The organism is Nocardioides fonticola, assembly GCF_039536805.1.
Lineage (GTDB): Bacteria > Actinomycetota > Actinomycetes > Propionibacteriales > Nocardioidaceae > Nocardioides > Nocardioides fonticola.
Genome location: NZ_BAAAZH010000006.1, coordinates 1 through 25,336 on the forward strand (window position 1 = coordinate 1; position 25,336 = coordinate 25,336).

The 25,336-nt window shown below is 72.9% G+C and carries 22 protein-coding genes; 10 read left to right on the forward strand and 12 right to left on the reverse strand.

All coding sequences use genetic code 11. The features are described from left to right. The coding region (locus ABD671_RS03260; protein ID WP_486348164.1) for a coiled-coil domain-containing protein at positions 1–2,137 on the forward strand (2,137 nt) is incomplete at its 5' end. Here ABD671_RS03260 and ABD671_RS03265 read toward each other — a convergent pair. Continuing rightward, positions 2,100–3,203, reverse strand: a complete 1,104-nt coding sequence (locus tag ABD671_RS03265; RefSeq protein WP_344731789.1) for an alpha/beta hydrolase — start codon at positions 3,201–3,203, stop codon at positions 2,100–2,102. The two genes, ABD671_RS03260 and ABD671_RS03265, sit on opposite strands and share 38 nt — an antisense overlap. Before the next feature lie 74 nt (positions 3,204–3,277). On the opposite strand from ABD671_RS03265, the gene ABD671_RS03270 reads away from it, so the two are divergent. The 3 genes from ABD671_RS03270 (at position 3,278) to ABD671_RS03280 (ending at position 7,221) form a co-directional block, all read left to right on the forward strand. Continuing rightward, complete coding sequence (locus ABD671_RS03270; protein ID WP_344731790.1) at positions 3,278–5,434, forward strand: RNA degradosome polyphosphate kinase; 2,157 nt, start codon at positions 3,278–3,280, stop codon at positions 5,432–5,434. A gap of 164 nt (positions 5,435–5,598) precedes the next feature. Further along, positions 5,599–6,216, forward strand: coding sequence for a DUF47 domain-containing protein (locus ABD671_RS03275; protein WP_344731791.1), 618 nt, complete (start codon positions 5,599–5,601; stop codon positions 6,214–6,216). Between the two features lie 3 nt (positions 6,217–6,219). Next, entirely contained in the window at positions 6,220–7,221 is a 1,002-nt protein-coding gene (locus ABD671_RS03280; protein ID WP_344731792.1) for an inorganic phosphate transporter, read from the forward strand. 26 nt (positions 7,222–7,247) lie between these two features. Here ABD671_RS03280 and ABD671_RS03285 read toward each other — a convergent pair whose 3' ends face one another. Beyond that, complete coding sequence (locus ABD671_RS03285) at positions 7,248–8,045, reverse strand: sugar phosphate isomerase/epimerase family protein (RefSeq protein ID WP_344731793.1); 798 nt, start codon at positions 8,043–8,045, stop codon at positions 7,248–7,250. Position 8,046: 1 nt separating this feature from the next. After that, on the reverse strand, positions 8,047–8,982 hold the full coding sequence (locus ABD671_RS03290) for a Ppx/GppA family phosphatase (protein ID WP_344731794.1): 936 nt from the start codon (positions 8,980–8,982) through the stop codon (positions 8,047–8,049). 40 nt (positions 8,983–9,022) lie between these two features. Here ABD671_RS03290 and ABD671_RS03295 point away from each other — a divergent pair, with 40 nt between their 5' ends. From ABD671_RS03295 to ABD671_RS03305, 3 genes are all read left to right on the forward strand, one after another. Continuing rightward, positions 9,023–9,790 (forward strand): DUF3109 family protein, encoded by a 768-nt coding sequence (locus ABD671_RS03295; protein WP_344731795.1) that lies wholly within the window; start codon positions 9,023–9,025, stop codon positions 9,788–9,790. 146 nt (positions 9,791–9,936) lie between these two features. Beyond that, positions 9,937–10,575, forward strand: a complete 639-nt coding sequence (locus ABD671_RS03300; protein ID WP_344731796.1) for a VOC family protein — start codon at positions 9,937–9,939, stop codon at positions 10,573–10,575. 16 nt (positions 10,576–10,591) lie between these two features. Beyond that, positions 10,592–11,290 carry a class I SAM-dependent methyltransferase gene (locus ABD671_RS03305; protein WP_344731797.1) on the forward strand — a complete coding sequence of 233 codons (699 nt, stop codon included), beginning with the start codon at positions 10,592–10,594 and terminating at the stop codon, positions 11,288–11,290. A 31-nt stretch (positions 11,291–11,321) separates the two neighbouring features. Here ABD671_RS03305 and ABD671_RS03310 read toward each other — a convergent pair whose 3' ends face one another. Beyond that, a complete protein-coding gene (locus ABD671_RS03310) occupies positions 11,322–12,362 on the reverse strand; it encodes a LacI family DNA-binding transcriptional regulator (protein WP_344731799.1) in 1,041 nt (346 codons plus the stop codon). 295 nt (positions 12,363–12,657) lie between these two features. Here ABD671_RS03310 and radA point away from each other — a divergent pair, with 295 nt between their 5' ends. Together radA and disA are read left to right on the forward strand one after the other, a co-directional pair. Further along, complete coding sequence (radA, locus tag ABD671_RS03315; RefSeq protein ID WP_344731800.1) at positions 12,658–14,139, forward strand: DNA repair protein RadA; 1,482 nt, start codon at positions 12,658–12,660, stop codon at positions 14,137–14,139. Between the two features lie 96 nt (positions 14,140–14,235). Continuing rightward, complete coding sequence (gene disA / locus ABD671_RS03320; RefSeq protein ID WP_344731801.1) at positions 14,236–15,321, forward strand: DNA integrity scanning diadenylate cyclase DisA; 1,086 nt, start codon at positions 14,236–14,238, stop codon at positions 15,319–15,321. A 44-nt stretch (positions 15,322–15,365) separates the two neighbouring features. Here disA and ABD671_RS03325 read toward each other — a convergent pair whose 3' ends face one another. Further along, on the reverse strand, positions 15,366–16,154 hold the full coding sequence (locus tag ABD671_RS03325; protein ID WP_344731802.1) for a hypothetical protein: 789 nt from the start codon (positions 16,152–16,154) through the stop codon (positions 15,366–15,368). A 62-nt stretch (positions 16,155–16,216) separates the two neighbouring features. Between ABD671_RS03325 and ABD671_RS03330 the strand changes: the two genes are divergently transcribed. Further along, positions 16,217–17,119, forward strand: a complete 903-nt coding sequence (locus ABD671_RS03330; protein WP_425574875.1) for an HhH-GPD family protein — start codon at positions 16,217–16,219, stop codon at positions 17,117–17,119. 211 nt (positions 17,120–17,330) lie between these two features. Here ABD671_RS03330 and ABD671_RS03335 read toward each other — a convergent pair whose 3' ends face one another. The 7 genes from ABD671_RS03335 to panC all read right to left on the reverse strand — a co-directional run bounded on the left by ABD671_RS03335 (position 17,331) and on the right by panC (position 25,332). Then, positions 17,331–19,847 (reverse strand): ATP-dependent Clp protease ATP-binding subunit, encoded by a 2,517-nt coding sequence (locus ABD671_RS03335; protein WP_344731805.1) that lies wholly within the window; start codon positions 19,845–19,847, stop codon positions 17,331–17,333. A 307-nt stretch (positions 19,848–20,154) separates the two neighbouring features. Beyond that, a complete protein-coding gene (locus tag ABD671_RS03340) occupies positions 20,155–20,493 on the reverse strand; it encodes a histone-like nucleoid-structuring protein Lsr2 (protein WP_344731806.1) in 339 nt (112 codons plus the stop codon). A gap of 126 nt (positions 20,494–20,619) precedes the next feature. After that, complete coding sequence (locus ABD671_RS03345; RefSeq protein WP_344731807.1) at positions 20,620–21,396, reverse strand: type III pantothenate kinase; 777 nt, start codon at positions 21,394–21,396, stop codon at positions 20,620–20,622. Continuing rightward, positions 21,396–22,301 (reverse strand): carboxylating nicotinate-nucleotide diphosphorylase, encoded by a 906-nt coding sequence (gene nadC, locus ABD671_RS03350; protein ID WP_344731808.1) that lies wholly within the window; start codon positions 22,299–22,301, stop codon positions 21,396–21,398. Before nadC ends, ABD671_RS03345 begins: the two co-directional genes overlap by 1 nt. Beyond that, positions 22,298–23,953 (reverse strand): L-aspartate oxidase, encoded by a 1,656-nt coding sequence (locus ABD671_RS03355; protein ID WP_344731809.1) that lies wholly within the window; start codon positions 23,951–23,953, stop codon positions 22,298–22,300. The genes nadC and ABD671_RS03355 overlap by 4 nt, the downstream gene beginning before the upstream one ends. A gap of 9 nt (positions 23,954–23,962) precedes the next feature. Beyond that, positions 23,963–24,382, reverse strand: coding sequence for an aspartate 1-decarboxylase (panD, locus tag ABD671_RS03360; RefSeq protein WP_344731810.1), 420 nt, complete (start codon positions 24,380–24,382; stop codon positions 23,963–23,965). Beyond that, entirely contained in the window at positions 24,382–25,332 is a 951-nt protein-coding gene (gene panC, locus ABD671_RS03365) for a pantoate--beta-alanine ligase (protein ID WP_344731811.1), read from the reverse strand. Before panC ends, panD begins: the two co-directional genes overlap by 1 nt. Positions 25,333–25,336 lie beyond the last annotated feature (4 nt).

Consider the following 25,336-nt stretch of genomic DNA (forward strand, 5'->3'; position numbering starts at 1 on the left):
CGAGCGCGCCGCCGAGGAGGCCATCGCCCGCGCCACCGCCGCCCACGCCTCCTACGCCGAGGCCAGCACCGCCGCCCTCGCCGCGGCCGTGGCCGCGCGCGCGGCCCACGAGGCGCGCCGCGACCTCGAGGAGGCCCTGCGCCAGCAGACCGCGGCCACCGAGGCCGCCACCCGGGCCCGCGAGGAGGCCGAGGCGGCCGGCATCCGGGCCCACGAGGCCGCCGCAGCCGCCCACGAGGGGCGGATGGTCGCCGAGGCCGCGGCCACCCAGGCCGCCGACGCCCGCGCCGAGGCCGAGCGCATCGCCGAGGAGCAGGCGGTCGCCCGACGACTCGCCGACGACCAGGCCTACGAGCGCACCGAGCAGGCCGCCCGGGCCGAGGAGGCGCGGGCCGCCGCCGAGGACGCCGTCCGCCAGGTCCGGGCCGAGCAGGCCCGCCAGCTGGAGGAGCACCGCTCGGCGCTGGCCGAGGCGCAGGCCGCCGTCGAGGCCCGCGTCGCCGAGCGCGCCGCCACCGAGGTCGAGGCCGCCGAGCTGGCGCGCCGCCTCACCGAGGCGCAGCAGGCCGCCGAGACCGCCCGACGCGAGGCCGAGGAGCAGGCCCGTGCCGCGGCCGCCGCCCACGGCGAGCGCGAGCAGGCCGAGCAGGCCGCCGCCGAGGCCCACCGCCTGCTCGCCGAGGCCGCCGACGAACGGCGCCGCACCGAGGAGTCCCTCGCCGGCGCCCTGGCCGCCCACCAGGAGGCCCAGACCGAGCTCGCCGCCCGCACCGCCGCCGTCGGCGCCGTCCAGACCGAACGCGAGGACGCCGAGCGGGCTGCCGCGGACGTCGTCCGCGAGCTCATCGCGGAGGTCGCTGCCCTGCGCGCGGAGACCGAGGCCGAGGACGCCCTGGCCGCCGAGCTCGCCGAGGCGCGCGCCGAGGCCGAGACCGCACGGCGCGAGACCGAGGAGCAGGCCCGCGCCGCGGCCGCCGCCCATGCCGCACGCGAGCAGGCCGAGCAGGCCGCCGCCGAGGCCCACCGCCTGCTCGCCGAGGCCGCCGACGAACGACGCCGCACCGAGGAGTCCCTCGCCGGCGCGCTCGCCGCCCATCAGGAGGCCCAGGCGAGCGTCACCGCGGCGGCCGCATCGGCAGCCGATGCCCACGGTGCCCGGGAGGCCGCCGAGGCCTCAGCGGCCGAGAAGGCCCGCGAACTCGCCGACGCCGTCGCCGCCCGCACCGCCACCGAGCAGGCGCTCGCCGAGGCGATCGAGGCCCGCCGCCAGGCCGAGGAGGCCGCCGAGCAGCGCGCCATCGACCGGCAGGGTGTCGAGGCGAGCGTGCGGCACGCCACCGAGCTCGTCGAACTCGCCACCCAGGAGCGGCTCGAGGCCGAGCAGCGGGCCGCCGATCTCGCCCACGAACTCGCGGCCCTGCGCGAGGGTCGCTTGGGCGAGGGTCGGTCGGGCGGGGAGATCCGCTCCGCCGACCGCGGGGTCGCCCCGGTCGCGCCGGCTCCGCTCACCCGGGCTCCCCTCGTGCCGGAGCCCGCGGACGCCGTCCCCGATGGGAGTGACGAGCCGGACCGGGCGCCGACGGTGCAGCCGGAGGAGCGTCCCCTGGCGGACGCCGTCCCGGCTCAGCGCGGCCCGGCTCAGCGCGGCCCGGCTCAGCGTGGCCCGGCGTCCGCGATCCCGGCCGCCCCCTCCACGGCCCGTTTCGAGTCCGCGGAGTACGCCGGCGGCGGAGGCCTGTGGGCCTCGACCGGCCGACTGCTGCTCGTGCTGGCCGCGCTCGTGCTCGTGGCCGGTGCGATCGGCTCGGTGGTGCGCACCGGTCCGGGCGTCGTCTCGGCCCTGCTCGGCGTCGCGGCGCTGGCTCTGCTGGTGGTGCTCGGCTTCACCGTGATGCGTCCGCGCACCCAGGTGCGCATCGACGACGCGGGCGTCGTCGAGATCGTCAGCGGCGACCACCGCCACCGCTTCGACCTCTACGCGCCGACCACCCAGATCGAGATCCGCGGGCACCCCGGGGACGCCGACTGGGCCGTGCTGTTCGTGCGGCGCAGCCTCCCGCCGGTGGTGGTCGACCGGCGGATGGTCGACCCCGAGGAGTTCACGCGGGAGTTGAGGCGGTGGCGTCCGGGCCCGTGACCCGGCCCGCCAGACCCCGCCGCAGCGCCGCGGCGATCTCCTCGACGGCCGACCGCGAGGTGCGGCCGACGCCGACGATGTTGAGGAACCCGTGGATCTGGTCGGGGAACCGCTTCATCTCCACCGGCACACCGGCGTCGGCGAGCTTGCGGGCGTAGGCCTCGCCCTCGTCGCGCAGCGGGTCGAACCCGGCGGTGCACAGGTAGGCCGGTGCCAGCCCGTCGGGCAGCTCGGCCAGGATCGGGGAGAGCCGCGGGTCGTCGAGGTCGGCGTCCGCGGGGATGTAGGTGTCGCTGGCCAGGTCCATGAACTGCTTGGTCAGGAAGAACCCCGCGGCGAACAGCCGCGCCGACTCGGTGGCGTGGTGGGCGTCGACCGTCGGATAGACCAGCAGCTGGAACGCGCAGGGCAGACCCTCGCGAGCCGCCTCGATCGCCACCCAGGCCGCCAGGTTGCCGCCCGCCGAGTCGCCGCCGACGGCGAGCCGGGCCGGATCGGCGTCCAGTTCGGCCGCATGCTCGACGGCCCAGCGGTAGGCCGCCACGCAGTCGTCGTGGGCGGCCGGGAAGACGTCCTCGGGAGCGAGGCGGTACTCGATCGAGAGCACCCGGACGCCGGCCCGCTCGGCCAGCAGCCGGCACGGTGCGTCGTGGGAGTCCAGATCGCCGTAGATGAACCCGCCGCCGTGCAGGAAGACCAGCAGCCCGGACGGCGTCCCGGGGCGCAGGCCGCGCGGGGTGTAGAGCCGCGCAGGCAGTCCGGCAGCCTCGAGGTCGCGGGTGGCGCCGATCGGCAGCGAGCCGCCGGCCAGCAGCGACTGGTGCAGCAGCGCGTCGCGGCCCTGGGGCACGATCGGCAGCGTCTCGACCGGCGGCAGTCCGCTGACCTTCTGCAGCCGCAGGGTCAGCTGGGTCTCGGTGGCCAGCGTCTGACCGTCGCGGACGACCGGCCGACCGGCCAGCATCCGCTGGATCCGCTCGGGCAGGGCGAGCAGACCGGTGAAGACGGCCTTCTCGGCGCGGGCGCGCACGGCGTCCACACGGGAGGTGCTCTGGGAGTGGCTCACGGTGCGCAACCTACGCCCTGACCCCCGGCCGCGAGATCACCTCTCGTTCACTGAGCGGTGGGAGGATGGGACCTATGTCCGCCGAACTGCACGCCGAGGCCGTCCACAACCCCGACGGGCCCCCGCACGAGAGCTTCGAGGTCGAGCCGCCTTACGAGCCCGACGTCGCCGCGGTGGAGGCCCTGGAGAAGTTCGACGACCGGTTCCTCGACCGCGAGCTCTCCTGGCTGCGCTTCAACGAGCGGGTGCTCGAACTGGCCGAGGACCCCGACCTCCCGCTGCTCGAACGCGCGCGCTTCCTGGCGATCTTCGCCAGCAACCTCGACGAGTTCTTCATGGTGCGGGTGGCCGGCCTCAAGCGGCGCATCGCCGCCGGCCTGGCGGTGCGGGCGGCGTCCGGGCTGATGCCGCGCGAGGTGCTCGACCGCATCTGGGAGACCGCCGGCGCGCTCAGCGCCCGGCATGCCCGGGTCTTCGGCGAGGCGATCGTGCCCGAGCTGGCCGAGCAGAACATCGAGCTGCTGCGCTGGAACGACCTGACCCCCGACGAGCAGCGCACCTGCAAGAAGCTCTTCAAGGAGCGCATCTTCCCGGTACTCACGCCGCTGGCGGTCGACCCCGCCCACCCCTTCCCCTACATCTCGGGGCTCTCGCTCAACCTCGCCGTCGTGCTGCGCAACCCGAAGTCGGGCAAAGACCACTTCGCCCGTGTGAAGGTGCCGCCGATCTTCAGTCGCTTCGTGCCGGTCGGCAACCAGCGCTTCGTGCCGCTCGAGGACGTCATCGCCGAGCACCTCAAGAAGCTGTTCCCCGGCATGGAGATCGTGGAGGTGCACACCTTCCGCGTGACCCGCAACGAGGACCTCGAGGTCGAGGAGGACGACGCCGAGAACCTCCTGGCCGCGCTGGAGAAGGAGCTGCTGCGTCGCCGCTTCGGCCCGCCGGTGCGCCTGGAGGTCGAGGAGTCGATCTCGGACGCCGTCCTCGAACTGCTGGTCTCCGAGCTCGGCGTCAGCGATGCCGAGGTGTTCCGCCTGCCCGGCCCGCTCGATCTGCGCGGGCTGCACGGCATCGCCGACCTCGACCGGCAGGAGCTGAAGTACGACGCGTTCGTGCCGACCACCCACCACCGGCTCGCCGACGTCGAGACCGCCAAGCCGGTCGACGTCTTCAAGGCCGCGCGCCGCCACGACGTCCTGCTGCACCACCCCTACGACTCCTTCGCCACCTCGGTGCAGCGCTTCCTCGAGCAGGCCGCCGCCGACCGGCACGTGCTGGCGATCAAGCAGACGCTCTACCGCACCTCCGGCGACTCCCCCATCATCGACGCCCTCATCGACGCCGCCGAGGCCGGCAAGCAGGTGCTGGTGATCGTGGAGATCAAGGCGCGCTTCGACGAGGAGGCCAACATCCGCTGGGCGCGCAAGCTCGAGCAGGCCGGCTGCCACGTCGTCTACGGCCTGGTGGGGCTCAAGACCCACTGCAAGCTGGCGATGGTGGTGCGCGAGGAGCCCGACGGCATCCGCCGCTACACCCACATCGGCACCGGCAACTACAACCCGAAGACCTCGCGCATGTACGAGGACCTCGGGCTGATCACCACGAACGAGCGCATCGGCGAGGACGTCGCCCACCTGTTCAACAACCTCTCCGGCTGGTCGCGCAACGCCTCCTACGACCAGCTGCTCGTGGCCCCGGACTCCGTGCGCACCGGGCTCGTCGAGCGGATCAACCGCGAGATCGCCCACCACCGGGCCGGGCGCCCGGCCCGCATCCGGATCAAGGCCAACAGCGTGGTCGACGAGGCCGTCATCGACGCCCTCTACCTGGCCTCCCAGGAGGGCGTGCCGGTCGAGCTGCTCGTGCGCGGCATCTGCGCGCTGCGCCCCGGCGTCCCGGGGCTCTCGGAGCAGGTGCGGGTGCGCTCGATCCTCGGGCGGTTCCTCGAGCACAGCCGGGTCTTCGACTTCGAGAACGGCGGCGAGCCGGAGGCCTGGATCGGGTCGGCCGACATGATGCACCGCAACCTCGACCGCCGGGTCGAGGTGCTGGTGCGCATGCCCGGCGCCTCCACGGTCGGTCCGGTGCGTGAGCTGCTCGACCTCGCCTTCGCCGAGGACACCCGCGCCTGGGAGCTCGACGCCGAGGGCGTGTGGACCCGCAACGCCGGCACCGTCGACCTCCAGACGGCGCTCATCGAGCAGCAGCGACGCCGGCGCGCCCAGGTCTGACGCGGGCGGCGTCCGGGGCCTCGACACGGCTCCCGGACGCCGTCCCGACCGCCCGCGTGGGGAGGATCACGGGGCCCTCGGATCTGCGGGTGACTGGTTGCGCTGGCAACAGGTTGTGCCCCTAGCATGAGCGCGGTCCGCGTCCCCCACCCCTGGAGTCAGCCGTGCGCTTGCGCTTCCGTCCCGTCGACGGGTCGTTCTACGACCTGCTGGCGCAGCTGGCCGCCCAGCTCGTCACGGGGGCCGCGCTGCTCGCCGAGGTGCTCGCCGAGGGGGCCGACCGCGAGGCGGTCGCCGAGCGCATGCGCGACGCCGAGCATGTGGCCGACGAGTTCGCCCACGCCCTGTTCAAGCAGGCCAACAGCACCTTCGTCACCCCCTTCGACCGCGAGGACATCTACGCCCTCGGCGGCGCGCTCGACGACGTCATGGACCTCATGGACGAGGTCGTCGACATGATCCACCTCTACGAGGTCAAGCAGCTCCCCGCGATGCTCTCCGAGCAGGTCGAGGTGCTCCAGCGCTGCGCCGACCTGACCGCCACCGCGATGCCGTCGCTGCGCAACCCGGGCTCCCTGGAGGAGTACTGGATCGAGATCAACCGCCTCGAGAACACCGGCGACCGCAACCACCGCCGCATCCTGGCCGACCTCTTCTCCGGCGAGTACAAGGCGATGGAGGTGCTCAAGCTCAAGGACATCGTCGAGTCGCTCGAGGGCGCCATCGACGCCTTCGAGCACATCGCCAACATCGTGGAGCAGATCGCGGTCAAGGAGACCTGAGGCGTGGACCTCGCCATCGTCGTCGCGGTCGTCGTCGTCGCCCTCGCCTTCGACTACACCAACGGCTTCCACGACGCCGCCAACGCCATCGCCACCTCCATCTCCACCCGGGCGCTCACCCCGCGGATCGCGCTCGGCATGGCCGCGGTGATGAACTTCGTCGGCGCCTTCCTCGGTCAGGAGATCGCCAACACGGTCGGCTCGGTGATCGACCCCGGCGCCGGCAACCACGGACTCGTCATCGTGCTCTCGGGGCTCGTCGGCGCCATCACCTGGAACCTCATCACCTGGTACTTCGGGCTGCCGTCGTCGTCGTCCCATGCCCTCATCGGCGGCCTCGTGGGGGCGGCGCTGGCCGCCGGCGCGAGCGTCGAGTGGTCGACCATCCTCGACAAGGTGGTCATCCCGATGATCGCCTCGCCGCTCGTCGGCTTCGCCGCCGCCTTCGCGCTGATGACCGCGCTCATGTGGATCTTCCGCGGCGTGAACGCCCACCGGGCCAACCGCGGCTTCCGGGTCGCCCAGACCGTCTCGGCCGCGGCGATGGCGCTCGGCCACGGCCTCCAGGACGCCCAGAAGACGATGGGCGTCATCTTCCTCGCCCTGCTCACCGGCGGCTACGCCGCCGCCGACGACGGCCTGCCGCTGTGGGTGATCCTCGCCGCGGCCACCGCGATCTCGGCCGGCACGTGGGCCGGAGGCTGGCGGATCATGCGCACCCTGGGCCGCAAGATCATCGACCTCGACCCCGCCCGCGGCTTCGCCGCCGAGACCGTCGCGGCCAGCGTCCTCTACACCGCCGCCTACGCGCTCCAGGCGCCGATCTCGACCACCCACACGATCACCTCGGCCGTGATGGGCGCCGGCGCGACCAAGCGGTTCTCCGCGGTGCGCTGGGGCGTCGCCCGCTCGATCGTCACCGCCTGGGTGCTGACCTTCCCCGCGGCCGGTCTCGTCGCGGCCGGCATGTACGCCGTCCTGAGGGTCGTCTTCCGGCTGCCGTAGGGCTGGCGAGGCCGGGTTGCGAGCCCTCAGGCCTCCCCCGGCTCCCCGCCCCCGAAGTGCTCACGCGCGAAGGCGAGCGACTCCCGCAGGTCGGCGATCCGCTCCTCGCGGTCGGCGCAGCGGCGGGTGTTGATCTCGAGCACGATGTCGCCGGCGAAGCCGGTGCCGGCGAGATGGCGCAGGAAGCCGGCGGCGTCCATCGAACCCCGACCGGGCACGAGGTGCTCGTCCTTGACCGAGCCGGTGCCGTCGGTGAGGTGGACGTGCCGCAGCCGCGGCCCGAGCCGCTCGGCCATCGCGACGACGTCGTCCCCGGCGATCGCGGCGTGCGAGAGGTCGATGGTGGTGTTGGCGTAGGGCTCGGTGGAGGGGTCCCATCCGGGCAGGTACATCTCCATGCCGCGCTTGGAGGAGGCCCGCCACGGATACATGTTCTCGACCGCGAAGGCGATGCCCGTGGACTCCTCCAGAGCCGCGATGCCCTCGACGAAGCCGCGTGCGTAGTCCTTCTGCCACCGGAACGGCGGATGGACGACGACGACCGGCGCCCCCAACGCGGCCGCCATCTCAGCCGATCGCTCCAACTTGCCCCACGGCTCGGTGCCCCAGACGCGCTGGGTGAACAGCAGGCAGGGGGCGTGCACGCTGCACACCGGGACGCCGTGGTGCGCCGAGAGCTTCTCGAGGGCCGAGGTGTCCTGGCTGAGCCGGTCGAGGGCGACCATCACCTCCACGCCGTCGTAGCCGAGCTGCGCGGCGTAGCCGAAGGCGTGGGCGGCCGACTCGGGGTAGACCGAGGAGGTGGACAGGCCGATGCGCGACATCTCAGCCCAGGACGCCGATCTGGTCGATGCGCTCGAGGATCACGCCCTCGCGCAGGGCCCACGGGCAGATCTCGAGGGCGGCGAGGTCGAAGATGTCCATGCAGGCCTCGGCCACCAGCGCGCCGGGCACGATCTGGTGGGCCCGCGAGGGCGAGACGCCGGGCAGCTCGGCGAGCTCGGCGAGGTTCATCGCGGCCAGCTTGGGGATCCACGCGGCCAGGTCGCGCTGGGTGAGCGCCCGCGGGGTGAGGATGCCCTCGGTGGACGGCGCCGCGCCGCAGATGCGCGCCAGCGACCGGAACGTCTTCGAGGTGGCCGCGGCGCGATGCGGCGTGCCGGCGCGCAGCAGCTGGCCGGCGTCGCGGGCGATCTGGGCGCGGATGGTGCGTCGCAGCTCGCGCAGCTGCTCCTCGCCGGGATTGTGGTCGGCGAAGTAGGCGCGGGCGAGACGGGCCGCACCCAACGGCAGCGACCATGCGACGTCCGGCGCCTCGTCGGCACCGGCCGCGATCTCCAGCGAGCCGCCGCCGATGTCGAAGACCGCGAGGCGTCCGGCCGACCAGCCGAACCAGCGGCGCACGGACAGGAACGTCAGCCGGGCCTCGTCCTCCCCGGAGAGCACCTGGATGCGGACGCCGGTGTGGGCCTCGACCTGCGCGAGCACGTCGTCGGAGTTCACCGCGTCGCGCACCGCCGAGGTGGCGAAGGAGAGCATCTCCTCGCAGCCCTTGTCCTCGGCCACCACCAGCGCGTCGGCGGTGAAGCGCACCAGCGCGTCGATGCCGAGCTGGGTGACGGCACCGGCGTCGTCGAGGTGCTCGGCCAGGCGCAAAGGCTCTTTGTAGGACGACGCCGCCAGCGGGGCCGCACCGCCGTGGGCGTCGACCACGAGCAGATGCCCGGTGTTGGAACCGATGTCGAGGACGCCCAGGCGCATGTCCCCAACCTACTCGGCCCGGCATCGTAGGGTTCGCTGCGTGCCCGAAGTGGACCTCGTCTTCCCCCGCGCCTACGTCGAGTTCGTCAACCCCGACGACGAATCGGAGGTGCTGCGCTGCGACCTCACCTGGCTGACGTCGTCCTACACCTGCATCTTCGGATCGGGGTGTCGCGGCATCTACGCCGACGCCCCCGACGTCGGCTGCTGCACGTTGGGCGCCCACTTCGCCGACAAGGCCGACGAGAAGCGCGTGGCCGCGTGGGTCGAGCGGCTCGACGCCGAGCTGTGGCAGCTGAAGCCGGCCGGACGCGAGGTGCGCACCAAGGACTGGGTCGAGAAGGACGACGAGGGCGCCCGCAAGACGCGCGTCGCCACCCACGACGGCCAGCAGGCCTGCGTGTTCCAGAACCGGCCAGATTTCGCGGGCGGCGCCGGCTGCGCCCTGCACGCGCTGGCGTTGCGCGACGGCGTCCACCCGCTGGAGGCCAAGCCCGACGTGTGCTGGCAGCTGCCGATCCGGCGCACCTTCCGCGACGTCGAGCGCCAGGACGGCACCACCTACACCGAGGTCTCGATCGGCGAGTACGACCGGCGCGGCTGGGGGCCTGGCGGCCACGACCTCGACTGGTACTGCTCGGGCAACACCGAGGCCCACGTGGCCGCCGAGCCCGTCTACCTCACCCACGCCGCCGAGCTGATCGCGCTGATGGGGCAGGGCGCCTACGACGAGCTGGCCCGACACTGCGAGGCCCATGTGCGTTCACGATCGCTGCTGGCCCTGCACCCCGCCGACCCGCGCCCCTGACCGCTGCCGCAGCTCGCGGACCCTCGCGGAACCCTCGGGGGCCCATCCCGGGCGGGGGATCCCCGTCCTCGGCCGCGGGATTCTCGACGTCAAGAGAAGTCGACCCCGATGCACGGGTTCTCTCAGAGTGTGTTCAGAATCTAGGCATGCGCCTGGACCACCTCTCCTACGCCGCAGGCCCCGACGGCCTCGCGAGCACCGCCGCCCGGATCGGCGGACTGCTCGGCTGCGAGTTCCACGACGGCGGTGTGCACCCCCGCTTCGGCACCCGCAACGTCATCCTGCCGCTGGCCGGCGACACCTACCTGGAGATCGTCGAGGTGCTCGACCACCCCGCCTCCGACAAGGCGCCCTTCGGGCAGGCCGTGCGCGCGCGCTCGGTGCTCGGCGGCGGCTGGCTCGGCTGGGCGGTCGCCGTCCAGGACATCTCCGCCCCCGAGTCGCGGCTGGGCCGCCCGGCCGCCCAGGGCAGCCGGCACCGCCCCGACGGCACCGAGCTGCGCTGGAAGCAGATCGGCATCAACGGCCTCATCGCCGACCCGCAGCTGCCCTTCTTCATCCAGTGGGAGGTGCCGGCCGACCTGCACCCCAGCGCCGGCGCCACCGGCGACTACTCCCTGGCCTGCCTGGAGATCGCCGGCGACCCGCAGCGCGTGAGCGAGTGGCTGGGCGAGTCCGTCGAGGCGCCGCTGGAGGACGTCAAGGTCGAGTGGGTCGCCCCGCACGGCACGCCCGGCATCATCGCCGTCCAGATCCAGACCCCGAACGGTCTCGTCCGGCTCTGAGCCGCCCGGCCCCGCCGTGATCAAGGGCGCGGTCGAGAGCCCCAACATCTGGGAGCATCCGGCCACCTACGAGCTGGAGAACCGAGCCGCCGACCCCGACGGCCGCATCGAGGCCGCCATGCGCGAGCTCGGCGACTGGTCGGGCCGCACCCTGCTCGACCTCGGCTGCGGCACCGGCTTCCACCTCCCCCGCTGGACGGCGCAGCCCGGTGCGGCAGCCCGGGTGATCGGTGTCGAGCCCCATCCCGATCTGCTCGCGCTCGCCCGGCGTCGTACCCGACGCCTCGCGGTCGACCTGCTCCAGGGCACCGCGCAGGCGATCCCGCTGCCCGACGCCAGCGTCGACGTCGTCCACGTGCGCTGGGCCTACTTCTTCGGTCCCGGGTGCGAGCCCGGGCTGCGCGAGCTCGATCGCGTGCTGCGGCGCGGCGGAGTCGCGTTCATCGTCGACAACGACGCGAGCCGCTCCACCTTCGGGCACTGGTTCCGGCGGGGCTTCCCGCACCTGCCGGCGCCGTCGGAGATCGAGCGGTTCTGGTCGACGCGCGGCTGGACCCGGCGTCCGCTCGACATCGGCTGGCGCTTCAGCGAACGCGCGGACTTCGAGGCCGTCGTCCGCATCGAGTTCCCGCCCGCCGAGGCCGAGCGGATCATCGCCGACCACACCGGGCTCGAGGTCGACTACGCCGTCAACCTGTGGTGGAAGCGGTTCTGAGCCGCTCGGGTATCCGGGGTATCGAGAAGCGTCAGGACGAGCCGCGCAGCGCGAGCGTCGGGGTGAGCATCACCTGACGCGGCGGCGACGGCGGGTGGCCGAGCAGGCCCCGCAACGCGGTGACGACCTCGACCGCCACCTGCTCGAGCGGCTGCCGCACCGAGGTCAGGCCGGGGTGCACGACCTGTGCCACCTGGGAGTCGTCGAAGCCGACCACGGCGATGTCGCGCCCGGGCGCGAGACCGCGCTCGGCCAGGGTCTGGAGCACCCCCATCGCGAGCGTGTCGGAGGCGCAGACGAACGCCGAGGGCTGGGCCTCGTCGAGCAGGACGGCGCTCGCGCTGCGGCCGCTGTGCACGGTGTCCTCGACGCGCGAGGCCAGGCCCGTGGTCGACAGACCCCGCGACTTCATCGCGCGATACCAGCCCGAACGGCGGTCCTCGCCGATCCAGGAGTCCTTGCGCCAGCCGATCCACGCGATGCGGTGGTGGCCCTTGTCGAGCAGATGGGTGGTCGCCAGGTCGCAGCCGGCGGCGCCGTCGACGTCGACCCAGGCGTGGGCGGCGTCCGGTTTGTCCCACGGGCGACCGAAGGCGACGAACGGCGCCCGCCGCTTCTCCAGCCACGTGGCCTGTGGGTTGCCCAGGTAGGTGTCGGTGACGACGAAGGCGTCGACGGCGGTGGCGCGCAGCAGGTCGTCGTACCCCGAGAGCGGGTCGAGCGGATCGCCGGGGAAGAGCAGCACGTGGTAGCCGGCCTCGGAGGAGGTCTCGACCAACGAATGCACGAACCGGTCCATCGTCGCGTTGGCGGTGCCCTCGGGGACCGGGTTGATGCGCAGGCCGATGAGGTGGGACGCGCGGGTGCGCAGGTTGCGGGCGGCGCGGTTCGGCAGGTAGCCGAGCTCGCTGATCGCCCGCTGCACCCGCTCGAGGGTGTCGGGGCGCAGGAGCTCGGGGTTGTTGACCGCGTTGGAGACCGTCTGCCGCGAGACGCCGGCGCGCTCGGCGACATCGGCGAGGGTGGGCGGCGCGGCGGGGACGCGCCCGGGGATCCGCGGCGTCTGCGTCACCCCCACCTCCAGCCGATCAGCGGGGCCCGACGGCCACCCGCGTTGGAACGATCCATCCGAGCATACCGATGCGGGGCGGGGGTTGGGGGGGCGGAGTCGCGGCCCACGTGGTCGGGGCGGGCCGCGCCGGTCGGGGCGACCAGGGTCTGACCGGGGCCGACGTGTCAGGGGAAACTCACGCTGGTCAGGGAATGCTTGCTGTGCCAAGAAGGAGTTTCCCCGGCTGACCGGGGAAACTCCCGCACCTCCCACCGGCCCGACCATCCTGTCGGCGCCGTGCCCTAGCCTCGGGCGCGTGGCGAAGGCGCGGTCGAAGTGGGTGTGCAGCTCCTGCGGTGCGGAGTACGGCACGTGGTACGGCCGCTGCTCCAAGTGCGGGGAGTTCTCGACCCTCACCGAGGTCGCCGTCCCGGTGGCCGGCAACGGCACCGCCGCCGGTCTGCGCTCCTCGGGCGGCGGCACCACGCCGACGCGTCCGGCGCGGCGGGTCTCGGAGATCAGCGAGGAGGAGGTCGGCGTCCGGTTGAGCACCGGGCTCTCGGAGTTCGACCGGGTGCTCGGCGGCGGTCTGGTCCGCGGCCAGGTGCTCCTCCTCTCGGGCGAACCCGGCGCCGGCAAGTCCACCCTCCTGCTGACCACGGCGCACGCGGTCGCGGCCGCCACGGGGCGTCCGGTGCTCTACGTCTCCGGCGAGGAGTCGGTGCACCAGATCGCCACCCGGGCCCGGCGCATCGGCGCCACCAGCGAGCACCTCTACCTCGCCGACGGCCACGACCTCGGCCACGCGATCGGGCACCTCGACGCCCTCGGCCCCCAGGTCGCCCTCGTCATCGTCGACTCCGTGCAGACGATCGCCAGCGCCGAGGTCGACGGCCGCGCGGGCGGCGTCGCACAGGTCATGGAGGTCGCCTCCACCCTCACCCGCCTGGCGAAGGCGCGCGGCATCCCGTTCTGCCTGGTCGGGCAGGTCACCAAGGAGTCCACCGTCGCCGGCCCCCGCGCGCTCGAGCACGTCGTCGACACCACGCTCGCGCTCGAGGGCGACCGGCAGACCACGCTGCGACTGCTGCGTGCGGTCAAGAACCGCTTCGGTCCCGCCGACGAGGTCGCGTGCTTCGAACAGGCCGACACCGGCCTGATCCAGGTCACCGATCCCAGCAGCCTGTTCCGCGGCGTCCGCGAGGAGCCGGTGGCCGGCACCTGCGTCACCGTCACCGTGGAGGGACGCCGTGCGCTGCTCTCGGAGATGCAGGCGCTGGTCTCGCCGTCCAACGCGCCCAACCCGCGCCGCGGCGTCACCGGCCTGGACTCCAGCCGGGTCGCGATGCTGATCGCCGTCACCGAACGGCTCGCGGGTGTCCGTCTCCACGACCGCGACGTCTACGCCGCCACCGTCGGCGGCATGCGCTCGAACGACCCCGGCAGCGACCTCGCGATCTGCCTGGCGATCGCCTCGGCCGCCTGGGGCACTCCCCTGCCGGCCGAGGTCGCGGCCATCGGGGAGGTCTCGCTGTCCGGCGACATCCGCCGGGTCGCGATGATCGGGCAGCGCGTCGCCGAGGCCGTCCGGCTCGGACACCGCCGCGTGCTGGTGCCCGTGGGCACCAAGGAGACCGTGCCGCTGGGGCGCAACGCCGCCCACGTCGTCGAGGTCGCCACGCTGGTGCAGGCCGTCAACGCCCTGCGCGGACGCCGCTCCGGTGCGGCCCGCGACTCCACCCCCGGCTCCGTCTCCGGCTCCGTCCGGGAGGACGCCGACGGCGCGCCCGGCCGATAACCCGGGCGGCACCGCACGGCGTCCCTCTAGAGTGAGCGCGTACGCCGGGCGACCGACCGGCACAGCGACCGCCTCGGGCGGTGGAGGGGGTGCCCGGTGGCCGCGACCGATCGCTCGGACGAGACCCTGCGCCTGCGCGCGACACTGGCCTCGATCGCTCCCGGCACCCCGCTGCGCGACGGCCTGGAGCGAATCCTGCGCGGCCGCACCGGCGCCCTGATCGTGCTCGGCCACGACCGCACGGTCGAGTCGATCTCCACCGGCGGCTTCCACCTCGACGTCCCGTTCACCGCCACCGGCCTGCGCGAGCTGGCCAAGATGGACGGCGCGATCATCGTCGACAAGGACCTCACCCGCATCATCCGGGCCGCGGTGCACCTCATGCCCGACCACACGATCCCGTCGGAGGAGACCGGCACGCGGCACCGCACCGCCGACCGCGTGGCCCGCCAGACCGGCTTCCCGGTCATCTCGGTGTCGCAGTCGATGCAGATCATCGCGGCCTACGTCGGCGAGATCCGGCACGTGCTGGAGGACTCCGGCCAGATCCTCTCCCGCGCCAACCAGGCGCTGGCCACCCTCGAGCGCTACAAGCAGCGCCTCGACGAGGTCTCCAGCACCCTCTCCGCGCTCGAGATCGAGGACCTCGTGACCGTCCGCGACGTCGCGGTGGTCGCCCAGCGCCTCGAGATGGTCACCCGCATCGCCCGCGAGATCGAGGACTACGTGCTCGAGCTCGGCACCGACGGCCGCCTGCTCTCCCTCCAGTTGGAGGAGCTCGTCTCCGGCGTCGACTCCGAGCGCGAGCTGGTCATCCGCGACTACCTGCCCTCGGGCCGGCGCACCAAGAGCCCCGACCAGCTGCTCGCCAAGCTCGGCGAGCTCAGCCCCGCCGAGCTGGTCGACCCCGGCGCCATGGCGCGGGTGCTCGGTCTCGGCGACGGCGAGCACCTCGACGGTGCCGTCGCGCCGCGCGGCTACCGGCTGCTCGCTAAGGTGCCGCGGCTGCCCTCGACGGTCGTCGACCGCCTCGTCGAGCATTTCGGCACCCTCCAGAAGCTGCTGGCCGCCGGCATCGACGACCTCCAGGCCGTCGACGGGGTCGGCGAGCTGCGCGCGCGCAGCGTGCGCGAGGGGCTCTCCCGGCTGGCGGAGTCCAGCATCCTCGAACGCTACGTCTGAGACCGTTCCGTCAGGGCCGGGCTCTGTGCGGGCTCGGCGCCGGCTCAGCGCGACCGGTTCTTCTTCTTGCCCTCTCCCCCGCCCTTCGTCGGCGAGGGGGACGGCGTGGGCTCGGCGGTGCGGGTGATGACCGCCGCGGCCGGGCGCACCAGCTCGAACTGGACGTCGGTGGGCTCGCCGCCGAGCGCTGCGACGTCGAGGTGGTAGAAGCCCGGCATCGCGTAGTCGGTGACCCGACTGCAGCGGGCGTCGGAGCGGCGTCCGCCCCATACGACCTCGATCTGGGAGGTCACGGCCTGGCGCACGACCACGGACTGCGGGGTGATGGCGCGCGGGCAGTCGAGGGTCGACCAGATGTCGTCGTCGCCCGAGGTGACCTTGAGGGTCAGGTGCTTGGAGGAGACTGCCCACGTACAGGCCGGGGTCTCGAGGGTGCGCAGGTCGAGGGTGAAGGTGATGTCGCGGCCGGCCTCGGCCTTCTCGATGGTCGGCGTGACGCTGATGTCCTCGTCGCGGCAGTTGCCGACCGGCTCGGCGAGCTCGGGGGTGGGCGAGGCGGTCTTGCCCTTCTTCCCGTTCTTGCCACGACCGGTGCCGTCGGCCGCGCCGTCGGGCGTCGCGGCGTCGGCGGAGGTCGGGCTCGGCGTGGTGCCGGCCAAGGCCGCCGCGTCGCCGTCGCCGGCCGCGGGGGCGCCGTCGGAGGCGTCGGAGCCGAGGCCCAGCAGACGGCCGATGCCGAAGACGAGGGTGAAGGCGACCAGGAGCACGATCGCGCGGCGTCGCCAGTACACCGAGGCCGGCAGGGGCCCGCGGGTCAGCCGGTTCGCGCTCATGGGCGTCACGCTAACCAGCCGACGCCGGGCCGCCCGGGTGCCACACCGGGGCACCCCGCACAATGGCCCCGATGCCCTCCCTCGACGATCAGCCGGCCGCCTCCGACCTGCACCACGCCGTCCTCGCCTGGTACGACATGCATGCCCGCGACCTGCCGTGGCGGCGTCCCGAAGCCTCGGCGTGGTCGGTGATGGTCTCGGAGTTCATGCTCCAGCAGACGCCGGTGGCGCGGGTGCTGCCCGTGCACGAGGCGTGGCTGGAGCGGTGGCCCACCCCGGCCGACCTCGCCGCCGAACCGACCGGTGAGGCCGTGCGCGCCTGGGGACGACTCGGCTACCCCCGCCGGGCGCTGCGGCTGCATGCCGCCGCGGTGGCGATCACCGAGCAGCACGACGGCGTCGTCCCCGACTCCTACGACGACCTGATCGCCCTGCCGGGCGTCGGCGACTACACCGCAGCCGCGATCGCCTCCTTCGCCTACGGACGCCGCCACGTCGTCCTCGACACCAACGTGCGGCGGGTCTTCGCCCGCGCGGTCGCCGGGGTCGAGTTCCCCGCGACCGCCGTCACCCGGGCCGAGCGCGACCTGGCCACCGGGCTGCTGCCCGACGAGGAGGCCACCGCGGCGACCTGGGCGGTCGCGGTGATGGAGCTCGGGGCGCTGGTCTGCACGGCGTCCTCGCCGCGCTGCGGGGCGTGCCCGATCGCCGACGTCTGCCGGTGGCGCCTCGCCGGGCATCCGGCCTACGACGGACCGCCGCGCAAGGCCCAGGCCTGGGCCGGCACCGACCGGCAGTGCCGCGGGCGGCTGATGGCCGTGCTGCGCGAGAGCGAGGGCCCGGTGCACGCCTCGGCCCTCGCCGCGGCCTGGGACGACGCCGTCCAGCGGGAACGGTGCCTGGTCGGGCTGATCGACGATGCGCTGGTGGTGCGGGTCGGGCCGGAGTCGTACGCGCTGCCGTAGGCGCCCCATCCGAAAGATTCGGCGGGTACCCGCTGAAACTTTCGGCCCGCGTCCGAAGGTTCGCACGGGAACCGAAAGATCTGGCGGGTACCCGCTGAAACTTTCGCGACCCTGAGCCGTGCACGCCCCCGAGACGCACCTCGGCCCCGGGACGACGTCCCGGGGCCGAGGCGGTGGTTCAGCGGCGCATCAGCGCCGGATCAGCTCAGGATCACTCCTCGCCGGTCTCGACCGTCTCCAGCGGAGGCAGATCAGGGAGCTCGGCGACCTTCTGGCCCTTGAAGGTGAAGGCGGCCTGCGGACCGGTGCCCTCGACGTCGACGAGCACGATCTGGCCGGGGCCGACCTCGCCGTAGAGCATCTTCTCGGCGAGGACGTCCTCGATCTCGCGCTGCACCGTGCGACGCAGGGGCCGCGCACCGAGGACCGGGTCGAAGCCCCGCTCGGCGAGCAGGTTCTTCGCGGCCTGGGTGAGCTCGATCTGCATGTCGCGGTCCTTCAGGCGGACCTCGACCGAGGCGATCATGTTGTCGACCATCGCGATGATCTGCTCCTGCGACAGCGGCGGGAACACGATGATCTCGTCGACACGGTTGAGGAACTCGGGGCGGAAGTGCTGCTTGAGCTCCTCCGAGACCTTGCCCTTCATCCGCTCGTAGGAGCCGGCGGCGTCACCGGACTGGTTGAAGCCGAGGTGGACGCCCTTGGCGATGTCGCGGGTACCGAGGTTCGTGGTCATGATGATGACGCAGTTCTTGAAGTCCACGACCCGGCCCTGGGAATCGGTCAGGCGACCTTCCTCCAGGATCTGCAGCAGGCTGTTGAAGATGTCGGGGTGAGCCTTCTCGACCTCGTCGAACAGGACGACGGAGAACGGCTTGCGGCGCACCTTCTCGGTGAGCTGACCGCCCTCTTCGTAACCGACGTATCCCGGCGGAGAACCGAACAGACGCGAGACGGTGTGCTTCTCACCGAATTCGCTCATGTCGAGCTGGATGAGGGCGTCCTCGTCACCGAAGAGGAATTCCGCGAGCGTCTTCGACAGCCACGTCTTACCCACACCGGACGGGCCGGCGAAGATGAACGAGCCGCCAGGACGCTTGGGGTCCTTCAGGCCGGCACGGGTACGGCGGATCGCCCGGGAGAGGGCCTTGACGGCCTCGTCCTGGCCGATGACGCGCTTGTGGAGCTCGTCCTCCATCTTGAGCAGACGGGTGGACTCCTCCTCCGAGAGCTTGACGATCGGGATGCCGGTGGCCACCGCCAGCACCTCGGCGATCAGCTCCTCGTCGACCTCGGCGACCTCGTCCATGTCGCCGGCGCGCCACTGCTTCTCACGCTCGGCCTTCTTGAGGATGAGCTGCTTCTCCTCATCGCGCAGACGCGCTGCGGCCTCGAAGTCCTGGCCGTCGATCGCGGCCTCCTTGCGCTGGCGCACCTCGGCGATCTGGTCGTCGTACTCGCGCAGGTCGGCGGGCGCGGTCATGCGGCGGATGCGCAGACGCGAGCCGGCCTCGTCGATGAGGTCGATGGCCTTGTCGGGCAGGAAGCGGTCGGAGATGTAGCGGTCGGCCAGGGTGGCCGCGGAGACCAGCGCCTCGTCGGTGATGGTGACGCGGTGGTGGGCCTCGTAGCGGTCGCGGATGCCCTTGAGCATCTCGATCGTGTCGGCGATCGAGGGCTCGGGCACCTGGATCGGCTGAAAGCGGCGCTCGAGCGCGGCGTCCTTCTCGAGGTACTTGCGGTACTCGTCGAGGGTCGTGGCGCCGATGGTCTGCAGCTCGCCGCGGGCCAGCATCGGCTTGAGGATGCTGGCGGCGTCGATGGCGCCCTCGGCCGCACCGGCACCGACGAGGGTGTGGATCTCGTCGATGAAGAGCACGATGTCGCCGCGGGTGCGGATCTCCTTGAGGACCTTCTTCAACCGCTCCTCGAAGTCACCGCGGTAGCGGGAACCGGCCACCAGGGCGCCGAGGTCGAGGGTGTAGATCTGCTTGTCCTTCAGCGTCTCGGGCACGTTGCCCTTGACGATGTCCTGGGCCAGGCCCTCGACGATGGAGGTCTTGCCGACGCCGGGCTCGCCGATGAGCACCGGGTTGTTCTTGGTGCGACGGCTGAGCACCTGCATGACGCGCTCGATCTGCGGCGCACGGCCGATGATCGGGTCGAGCTTGCCCTCGCGGGCGTCCTGGGTGAGGTTGCGGCCGAACTGGTCGAGCACCAGCGAGGACGACGGCGCGTCGGTGCCGGCGCCGGTGGCGGCCGCGGCCGACTGGGCCGACTCCTTGCCCTGGAAGCCCGAGAGCAGCTGGATGACCTGCTGGCGCACCCGGTTGAGGTCGGCGCCGAGCTTCTGCAGCACCTGGGCGGCGACGCCCTCGCCCTCGCGGATGAGGCCGAGGAGGATGTGCTCGGTGCCGATGTAGGAGTGGCCGAGCTGCAGCGCCTCGCGCAGGGACAGCTCGAGCACCTTCTTGGCGCGCGGCGTGAACGGGATGTGGCCGCTGGGCGCCTGCTGGCCCTGGCCGATGATCTCCTCGACCTGGGCGCGCACGGCCTCGAGCGAGATGTCGAGGGACTCCAGCGCCTTCGCGGCGACGCCTTCTCCCTCGTGGATGAGACCGAGCAGGATGTGCTCGGTGCCGATGTAGTTGTGCGAGAGCATGCGGGCCTCTTCCTGGGCCAGCACGACTACCCGCCGGGCTCGGTCGGTGAACCGCTCGAACATGCGCCACGCTCCTGATTCCTGTGGGGCGACTCGTCTGCCCCCGTGGACCCTGTCTGGCCCCCGGGGTACGAGTCTTCCAACCCCGCTGACACCCTACGCGTTCCCCGGAGCGACCGGTGATCCATCCGCTGAGAGCGAACACGGACCCAGCCGATCGCCTCCGGACCGTCCGCCGACAGCCCCGGCGGACCGGTGGATGAGCGGGAAACGACCATGAAACGACACGGTCGCCCGCCCCGCGGGGGGACGGGCGACCGTGGTGGTACCGGGCCGGCTGATCAGCTGCGGCCGATCAGCGAACGGCCGATCAGTGGGCGGCGTCGTACGCGGCCCGCACGTCGGCGGAGATGCGACCGCGGTCGGGCACCTCGTAGCCGTTCTCGGTCGCCCAGGCGCGGATGTCGGAGGCCGAGGGGCCACCGGCGGACGACGCGGCCGCGGCCTTGCGACCACCCCGACGCCCCGCGCTGCCGCTCACCTTGCGGGCGTGGCCGATGTAGCCCGCGAGGGCCTCGCGCAGTTCGTCGGCGTGCGCGTCGTTCAGGTCGATCTCGTAGGTCGTGCCGTCGAGGCCGAAGGTGACGGTCTGCGACGCCTCCGAGCCGTCGAGATCGTCTTCGAGCACGATCTGGATCTTCTGAGCCATGATTTCCTTTCCGAGGCCGGCGCATGGACCGGACACGAATATCGTTTCGACCTCATGCTGACATGCTTGAGGTGAATTCCCCAGAATGCCGTATCGGAAACCAGGATTCTTTACCTGAGAGTTTCTTCATGAATTGCGGCGGAAAACCATCTCCAGACCCTGGAGGGTCAGCCACGGGAGGTGGTCGGTGAAACAGCCGCACACGTCGAGGACGACGGGGGCCAGATATCCGGTCGCGATCACGGCGACATCGTCGGGCGCTACCCCGAGTTCGGTCACGATCCGCGCGACCATGCCCTCGACCTGGCTCGCCACGCCGAAGATCAGGCCCGACTGGAGCGCCTCGACGGTGTTCTTGGCGATCACCGAGCGCGGGGTGGCGATCTCGACGCTGCGCAATTGGGCGCCCCGGCGCCCCAAGGCATCGAGGGAGACCTCGATACCGGGCGCGATCGCGCCGCCGACGTACTGACCGGCAGCGCTGACGACGTCGAAGGTGGTGGCGGTGCCGCCGAAGTCGACGACGATCGCCGGCCCCCCGCGCAGGGTCGCGGCGGCCAACGCGTTGACGATGCGGTCGGAGCCGACCTCGCGCGGGTTGTCCATCAGCACCGGGACGCCGGTGCGCACGCCCGGCTCGACGACGACGGCCGGCAGGTCGCCGAAGTGCCGCGCGAGCATCTCGCGCCACTCCCCCAGCACCGAGGGCACCGTGGCGCACACCGCGATGCCCTCGACCTCGGCGGCCAGCGAGCGGCCGAGCAGGCCGCGCAGCAGCACCGACCACTCGTCGGCGGTGCGGCGGGCGTCGGTGGCGATGCGCCACTCGGCGCTCACCTCCGCGTCGGCGATGAGGCCGAGCACGGTGTGGGAGTTGCCGATGTCGGCCGCCAGCAGCGCCATCAGTGCTCCCGGAAGTCCAATCCGAGGTCGAAGACCCGCACCGAGTGGGTCAGCGCGCCGACGGAGATGAAGTCGACCCCGGTGGCGGCGACCTCGCGGGCACGGTCGAGGGTCAGGCCGCCGGAGGCCTCGAGGGAGGCGCGGCCCGCGGTGCGACGCACCGCCTCGGCCATCGTGGCCGTCGACATGTTGTCGAGCAGCACCTCGGTGCAGCCGGCGGCGAGGACGGCGTCGAGCTGGTCGAGATCGGTGACCTCGACCTCGACCCGGATGGTCGGGTCGAGGTCGACCACAGCGCGGTAGGCCTCGACGACGCCGCCGGCGGCGACCACGTGGTTGTCCTTGACCATCGCGCGGTCGACGAGGGAGAAGCGGTGGTTGACCCCGCCGCCGCACCGCACGGCGTACTTCTGCAGCGCGCGCCAGCCGGGCAGGGTCTTGCGGGTGTCGAGCACGCGGGCGCGGGTGCCCTCCAGCGCCTCGACCCAGGCCGCGGTGGCGGTGGCGACCCCCGAGAGGTGGGAGGCGAAGTTGAGCGCGGTGCGCTCGGCGGTCAGGACGCCGGCCACCGGGCCCTCGACGGTGAGGACGACGTCGCCCGGCTTCACCTCCGTGCCGTCGGGCACGCGGTGGGTGATCGTGACGGCGTCGCCGAGGGCGTAGCGGAACGCGAGCTCGGCGATCGCGAGACCCGCGACCACACCGTTCTCGCGGGAGGCGACGTCGGCCTCCGCGCGGCCCATCTCGGGCATCGCGGCGCTGGTGACGTCGTCCTGCCCGCCGGGGAGGTCCTCCTCGAAGGCGAGGACGACGTGGGCGTGGACCGCCGCCGGGTCGAGCCCCGCCTCGCGCAGCTCGTCGAGCAGGGCCTCGGGCAGCTCGGCCAGGGGCGTGCGGCGGATCATCGGGCGCCGTCCGTCGCGGGTGCCGGGGTGAAGGAGACCTGCGGCTGGCCATCGCGCAGCACGATGTCGACGTGCCCGGCGAACCGCTCGTCGTCGCGCTCGGGGAAGTCCTCGCGCCAGTGCGAGCCGCGGGTCTCCTGCCGCAGGGTCGCCGCCGCGGTGAGCGCGGTGCTGACGGTGAGGAGGTTCGCGGCCTCCCAGGCGCCGAGGTCGATCTCGTCGGCGGCGATGCCGGCGAGCTTGTCGAGCACGACCGCGGCCTCGTCGAGCCCGGCCTGGTGGCGCAGCACGCCGACCTTGGCGCTCATCGTGGCCTGGAGCTCGTCGCGGATGCCGGGGTCGACCAGTCCGGGGATGCGGGCGTCGGCCGCCGGCACCGACCAGGACCGCAGTTCGCCGGGCAGCACCTCGGCGATGCGGCGGGAGAAGACCAGACCCTCGAGCAGCGAGTTCGACGCCAGCCGGTTGGCGCCGTGCACGCCCGAGCAGGCGACCTCGCCGGTGGCGTAGAGGCCGGGGACGTCGCTGCGGCCCCACAGGTCGGTGCGCACGCCGCCGGAGGCGTAGTGGCAGGCCGGGGCGACCGGGATGAGGTCGGTGACGGGGTCGACGCCGTGCTCGCGCGCGGTCGCGAGGATCGTGGGGAACCGGCGCTGCCAGAACTCGGCGCCGAGGTGGCGCGCGTCGAGCCACATGTGGTCGTGGCCGGTCTCGATCATGCGGCGCATGATCGCCTTGGCCACGACGTCGCGCGGGGCGAGATCGGCCAGCTCGTGCACGCCCTGCATGAAGCGGTTGCCCTCGAAGTCGACGAGGAAGGCGCCCTCGCCACGCACCGCCTCGGAGATCAGCGGCTGCTGTCCGTGGGAGTCGGGGCCGAGGTACATGACGGTGGGGTGGAACTGCACGAACTCCAGGTCGCGCAGCGTGGCCCCGGCCCGCAGCGCGAGCGCCATGCCGTCGCCGGTGGAGACCGAGGGGTTCGTGGTCTGGCTGAACACCTGACCCAGGCCGCCGCTGGCCAGCACGACGGCCCGGCAGCGCACGGCGCCGACGCCGTCGCGTTGCCCTTCGCCCATCACGTGCAAGGTCAGGCCGGCGACGCCGCCGTCGTCGTCGAGCAGGAGGTCGACGGCCAGCGCGCGCTTGATGATCTCGATCTCGGGGGCACGGCCGACGGCCGCGATGAGGGCCCGCTGGATCTCCGCGCCGGTGGCGTCGCCGCCGGCGTGGGCGATGCGGTCGCGGTGATGTCCGCCCTCGCGGGTCAGCGACAGGACGCCGTCGGGGTCGTGGTCGAACATCGCGCCGAGCGCGATGAGCTCGCGGACGGCGTCCGGCCCCTCGGTGACCAGCGCACGCACGGCGTCGGCGTCGCAGGCGCCCGCCCCGGCGACGAGGGTGTCGAGTTCGTGCTCGGCCGGGGTGTCACCCGGCCCGAGGGCCGCGGCGATGCCGCCCTGCGCCCACTGGGTGGAGCCGGCCGCGAGGCGGTCCTTGGTGACGACGAGGACCTTGCCGACGTGGTCCTTCAACCGCAACGCGGCGGTGAGCCCGGCGATCCCGGAGCCGACGACGACGACGTCGGCCTCGATGGTCCAGCCGGGAGCGGGTGCGGTGAGACGACCGGGCAGGGCCGTGACGCGGGTCATCCCACGAGGCTATCGGGCGGCCAGAAGATCGCCCCGGACGAGACCGGAGCCCGGGACCGCCTCGGCCGGGTCGGCACCGAGGTGGGCGACGCGGTTGTCGGCGTCGACGAAGACCACGTGCGGCTTCAACTCGCGGGCCTCCTCGGTGGTCATCTGCGCGTAGGCGATGAGGATGACGAGGTCGCCGGGGTGCACGAGGTGGGCCGCGGCGCCGTTGATGCCGATGACGCCGGAGCCGCGCTCGCCGGCGATCGTGTAGGTCTCCAAGCGGGCGCCGTTGGTGATGTCGACGATGTGCACCAGCTCGCCGGGCAGGAGGTCGGCGGCGTCCAGGAGGTCCTCATCGACGGTGACCGAACCGACGTAGTGCAGGTCGGCCTGGGTGACCGTGGCCCGGTGGATCTTGCTCTTCATCATCGTGCGCAGCATCAGCGGGCTCCCGTGAGGTCGGTGGCGTCGGTGGCGTCGGGGACGGCGTCCGGAGCGGCGCCCAGGACGAGGGGCAGGTTGTCGATGAGCCGGGTGGTGCCGACCTTGGCGGCGATGAGCAGCCGCGCCTCGGTGCCCGGCGGCACGTCGGCGGGCAGCGCAGCGAGGTCGACGTCGGTCAGCTCGAGGTAGTCGAGGTCGACGCCCTCGGCGGCGCGCAGTTCGGCGCGGGCGGCGTGCAGCGCGGCGACCGGCCCCTCGACCGCGGCCGCGCGGGCCGCGAAGAGCGTGCGCGACAGCGCGCGGGCCTGCTCGCGCTGGACGGCGTCGAGGTAGCGGTTGCGGCTGGACAGCGAGAGTCCGTCGGCCTCGCGGACGGTCTCGGCGCCGACGATCTCGATGGGCAGGCACAGGTCGGCGACCATGCGCCGGATGAGCACGAGCTGCTGGTAGTCCTTCTGCCCGAACACGGCGACGTCGGGGCGAACGAGCCCGAAGAGCTTGGCCACGACGGTGAGCACACCGCGGAAGTGGCCCGGGCGGGTGCGGCCCTCGAGCACGGTCGCCAGCGAACCGGGCTCGACGGTGACGTCGGCGCCGGCCTCCCACGGGACCCCGCGCGGGTAGACCTCCTCGACGGCGGGCGCGAAGACGACGTCGACCCCCTCGGCACCGCAGACCTCGAGATCGGCGGGCAGGGTGCGCGGGTAGCGGTCGAGGTCTTCATGCGGGCCGAACTGGAGCGGGTTGACGAACACCGAGACCACGACGCGGCCCTCGGGCCCGACGCGGCGTCGGGCCTCGGCCATGAGGGCGGCGTGGCCCTCGTGCAGGGCGCCCATGGTCGGCACGAACCCGACCCGGGCGCCGGCGGCGCGGGCGGCGGCGAGCTCGTCCGCCAGCTCGGCGCGCGTGCCGACGAGCACCGGGGCGCTCCCCGGGACGGTCACGACG

Excerpts from the sequence above, each read along its gene's own strand:
- ABD671_RS03285 (WP_344731793.1), bottom strand. The coding sequence starts at position 8,045 with ATGTCGCGCATCGGCCTGTCCACCTCCTCGGTCTACCCCGAGTCGGCC.
- panD (WP_344731810.1), bottom strand. The coding sequence starts at position 24,382 with ATGCTGCGCACGATGATGAAGAGCAAGATCCACCGGGCCACGGTCACC.
- nadC (WP_344731808.1), bottom strand. The coding sequence starts at position 22,301 with ATGATCCGCCGCACGCCCCTGGCCGAGCTGCCCGAGGCCCTGCTCGAC.
- ABD671_RS03355 (WP_344731809.1), bottom strand. The coding sequence starts at position 23,953 with ATGACCCGCGTCACGGCCCTGCCCGGTCGTCTCACCGCACCCGCTCCC.
- ABD671_RS03335 (WP_344731805.1), bottom strand. The coding sequence starts at position 19,847 with ATGTTCGAGCGGTTCACCGACCGAGCCCGGCGGGTAGTCGTGCTGGCC.
- ABD671_RS03330 (WP_425574875.1), top strand. The coding sequence starts at position 16,217 with ATGGCCCCGATGCCCTCCCTCGACGATCAGCCGGCCGCCTCCGACCTG.
- ABD671_RS03290 (WP_344731794.1), bottom strand. The coding sequence starts at position 8,982 with ATGCGCCTGGGCGTCCTCGACATCGGTTCCAACACCGGGCATCTGCTC.
- ABD671_RS03270 (WP_344731790.1), top strand. The coding sequence starts at position 3,278 with ATGTCCGCCGAACTGCACGCCGAGGCCGTCCACAACCCCGACGGGCCC.
- ABD671_RS03300 (WP_344731796.1), top strand. The coding sequence starts at position 9,937 with ATGCGCCTGGACCACCTCTCCTACGCCGCAGGCCCCGACGGCCTCGCG.
- ABD671_RS03325 (WP_344731802.1), bottom strand. The coding sequence starts at position 16,154 with ATGAGCGCGAACCGGCTGACCCGCGGGCCCCTGCCGGCCTCGGTGTAC.
- ABD671_RS03345 (WP_344731807.1), bottom strand. The coding sequence starts at position 21,396 with ATGGCGCTGCTGGCGGCCGACATCGGCAACTCCCACACCGTGCTCGGC.
- ABD671_RS03340 (WP_344731806.1), bottom strand. The coding sequence starts at position 20,493 with ATGGCTCAGAAGATCCAGATCGTGCTCGAAGACGATCTCGACGGCTCG.